The organism is Leisingera sp. F5, from assembly GCF_001593695.1.
In genome coordinates this window covers 1-1,811 of the sequence record NZ_LUKH01000709.1, presented here as the reverse complement: position 1 = coordinate 1,811, position 1,811 = coordinate 1, and the positions used below count along the sequence as shown (strand labels likewise).

Below are 1,811 nucleotides of genomic sequence, written 5' to 3'. Positions count from 1 at the left end.
GTGCAGAATGCCGGTGCGCGGCTGCAGCTGCACGCCCAGTGCCCCTGCTGCCCAGTCCAGCGCCGGGTCCCATTCCTGCGCCTGACGCAACGTCAACTCAACCGGCGCGTCGGCGCGGTAGCACAGCAGGTCGGAATCGCCATATTCAGCCAGCATGGCCGCAACGCCTTGGAGGTGGCATAGGCGGCCCCGGCAAAGGGGTGTACCCGGCTGCCTGCAATAGAGGTCACGTTGACGACGGACCCTTTGGCGGCTGCCAGTTCCTCCTTCAACCCCCGCGCCAGCACAACCGAGCTGAAGAAATTCACGTGGAACACTTTGCCCCAATCCATCAGATCGGTGTCCAGCGTGCTGAGCCGCTCGCCGTCCGGCCCCTTGGGCGAGATCCCGGCGTTGTTGACCAGCGCGTCCAAGCGTCCGTCCAGCAGGTCCTGGATCTGGCCCACCGCGTTGATCGTATCCGACGGGTCTGACAGGTCCAGCTGCACATGGTTTTCCTGGCCGCCGCCCCACGGGCATTCAGCCGGGAACGGATGCCGCGAGCAGGTGATAACCCGCCAGCCTTCGCGGTTGAAGCGGCGCACCGTCGCATGGCCGATACCGCGGCTGGCGCCGGTCAATAGCAAGGTCTTCTGACGCATCTGTTGATCCTCACAGGAGATTTCCAGGCTGAGCCTACCACCGGCACAGGCAACCGCAATGGCCTCCCGCCGGCGGCGGCGCCCGGCGTGCCGCACGCAACGCTTGGCAGCGGCCCCGGAACCGCCTACACCCTTTTGTCAAAGGAATGATGACAGCGATGAAGACACAAAAGATGAACCGCGACTGGATTGCCACTGCCGAGACCCTCTCAAGCGCCCTGCCCTATCTGCAGCGCTATGACGGGGCCATTGTTGTCATCAAGCTGGGCGGCCACGCCATGGGCAGCGACGAAGCGATGGAGACCTTTGCCCGCGATATCGTGCTGATGCGCCAGGTCGGCGTGAACCCGGTGATCGTCCACGGCGGCGGGCCGATGATCAATGCGATGCTGGAAAAACTGCAGATCCAGTCTGAGTTCGTCAACGGCAAGCGGGTCACCGATGCCGCCACCATGGAGGTGGTGGAAATGGTTCTGTCCGGCGTCGTCAACAAGCGCATCGTGCAGGCGATCAACCGCCAGGGCGGCCGCGCCGTTGGCCTGTCCGGCAAGGACGCCAATCTGATAACCTGCGATCAGGCTGACCCGGATCTGGGCTTTGTCGGCGCCCCGTCCGAATTGGACCCCAAGGTGCTGTACGGTCTGTTTGAAAAAGACATGATCCCGGTGATCGCCCCGATCGGTGCGGGCCGGGAAGGCGAGACCTTCAACATCAATGGCGACACCGCAGCCGGTGCCATCGCCAAGGCGCTGCAGGCTGACCGGCTGTTGCTGCTGACCGATGTGGCGGGCGTCAAAAACGGCAACGGCGACGTGGTGACCGAGCTGAAGGCCGCCGATGTTGATGCAATGACCGCCAGCGGCGTGATTGCCGGCGGGATGATCCCCAAGACCGAAACCGCGCTGGATGCGGTGCGCAACGGCGTGCGCGCCTGCACCATCGTTGACGGGCGGGTTCAGAACTCGGTGCTGCTGGAGCTGTTTACCGATCACGGCGCCGGTTCGATGATCCGCGCCTGACGCGCGCCAGCGGGAAGTGTTTGAGGGGCGCTGCCCCTCTTGACCCTGCCGGGCCAATTCACCCTGGGGTATTTTTGACCAGAAAGAAGCCGGATGGCAGCGGGCGGCTGCCGTCCGGCTTCTTTCTGGTCAAAAATACCCCCGGGTAAAT

1 protein-coding gene and 2 pseudogenes are annotated in these 1,811 nt (G+C 64.0%); 1 reads left to right on the top strand and 2 read right to left on the bottom strand.

Annotated features, from left to right (window positions below):
* Positions 1–165, bottom strand: a pseudogene (locus tag A2I95_RS35075) (ATP12 family protein); the annotation flags it as partial.
* A gap of 2 nt (positions 166–167) precedes the next feature.
* Positions 168–641 (bottom strand): annotated as a pseudogene (locus A2I95_RS35070) (SDR family NAD(P)-dependent oxidoreductase); the annotation flags it as partial.
* Between the two features lie 158 nt (positions 642–799).
* Between A2I95_RS35070 and argB the strand changes: the two are divergent.
* Positions 800–1,660 carry an acetylglutamate kinase gene (argB, locus tag A2I95_RS35065; protein WP_259989373.1) on the top strand — a complete coding sequence of 287 codons (861 nt, stop codon included), beginning with the start codon at positions 800–802 and terminating at the stop codon, positions 1,658–1,660.
* Positions 1,661–1,811: the final 151 nt, after the last annotated feature.